The 1,106-nt window shown below is 59.5% G+C and carries 1 protein-coding gene; it reads right to left on the reverse strand.

Annotated elements, in window-relative coordinates:
* Window positions 1–31: 31 nt before the first annotated feature.
* The gene (locus tag ACQ4WS_RS25440; protein ID WP_436479725.1) at window positions 32–1,015 is read right to left on the reverse strand and encodes an IS5 family transposase; all 984 of its coding nucleotides are present in this window, start codon (window positions 1,013–1,015) and stop codon (window positions 32–34) included.
* Between the last annotated feature and the right edge of the window lie 91 nt (window positions 1,016–1,106).

Raw genomic sequence — 1,106 nt, forward strand, 5'->3', positions numbered from 1 at the left:
AATTGGTGCTGCGTTCTTCGCCTTTCGTCGATCAAGACGGTTTTCGGGTTTCGGTGACGGTAAAGCGCCTGCCGGCCAGCACCAGATTGGCGAACGCAAACAACGTAAACAGCTGCGCAGTGTTCTTGGCCAGGCCGCGATAGCGCGTTTTACGATGACGGAACAGGTTTTTAAGAACATGGAACGGATGCTCGACTTTCGCCCGAACACTGGCCTTCAGATGCTCCAGCTTTTCTGCCAGACGCCCCAATTTGTTGTTGGGGAGCGCCTTGCGTTTGGAGCGTTTCATGGCCACGTGCCAAGTGACGGCTTTACCGACATTTTCCGGCCGCTTCTCGACGCCCTGGTAGCCGGCGTCGCCGAGCGCCGCGGTTTCGTCGCCGTGCAGCAGCGCATGCGCCTGAGTCACATCCGACACATTGCCCGCTGTGCCAACGACAGTGTGCACGAGGCCCGATGCGGCGTCGACGCCGATATGGGCTTTCATCCCAAAGTGCCAGTCATTGCCCTTTTTGGATTGGTGCATTTCAGGGTCGCGCTTGCCATCCTTGTTCTTGGTCGACGGTGGCGCCGCGATCAGCGTCGCGTCGACGATGGTGCCTTCGCGCATCATCAAGCCTTTCGCGGCCAAATGGCCGTTGATCGTGTCGAAGATCTGACGCGTCAACTCTTTCGCTTCGAGCAGGTGACGGAATTTGAGCAGCGTCGTCGCGTCCGGCGCCGACTCACGGTTCAGGTCAATGCCGACGAAAGCGCGGATGGCCTGGCTGTCGTAGATGGCGTCTTCGATGCCCTCGTCGGACAGGCCGAAGCATTGCTGGGCCACATACATGCGCAACATGCGCGCCAGTCCGATCGGTGGGCGACCGGCGCCGACGGGCTTCGGGTAGTGCGGCTCGACGAGCTTGTGCAACATGCCCCAAGGGGTCACGTTGTCGATCTCGGCAAGGAAACGGTCACGCCGGGTCAGCTTTTTCTTGGCGGCGTATTCGAGGTCTGAGAAGCTCTTTTGCATGATCGGTGGCGGGGCAATGAACGTGTCGCTATTGTCTCAGGTCGGCGCGCTGCCGTGAACAGCAACTGGAGAATAAATCAGCGCTTCCCTA

The sequence above is a fragment of the Janthinobacterium leeuwenhoeki genome (genome assembly GCF_051380795.1).
GTDB lineage: Bacteria > Pseudomonadota > Gammaproteobacteria > Burkholderiales > Burkholderiaceae_D > Janthinobacterium.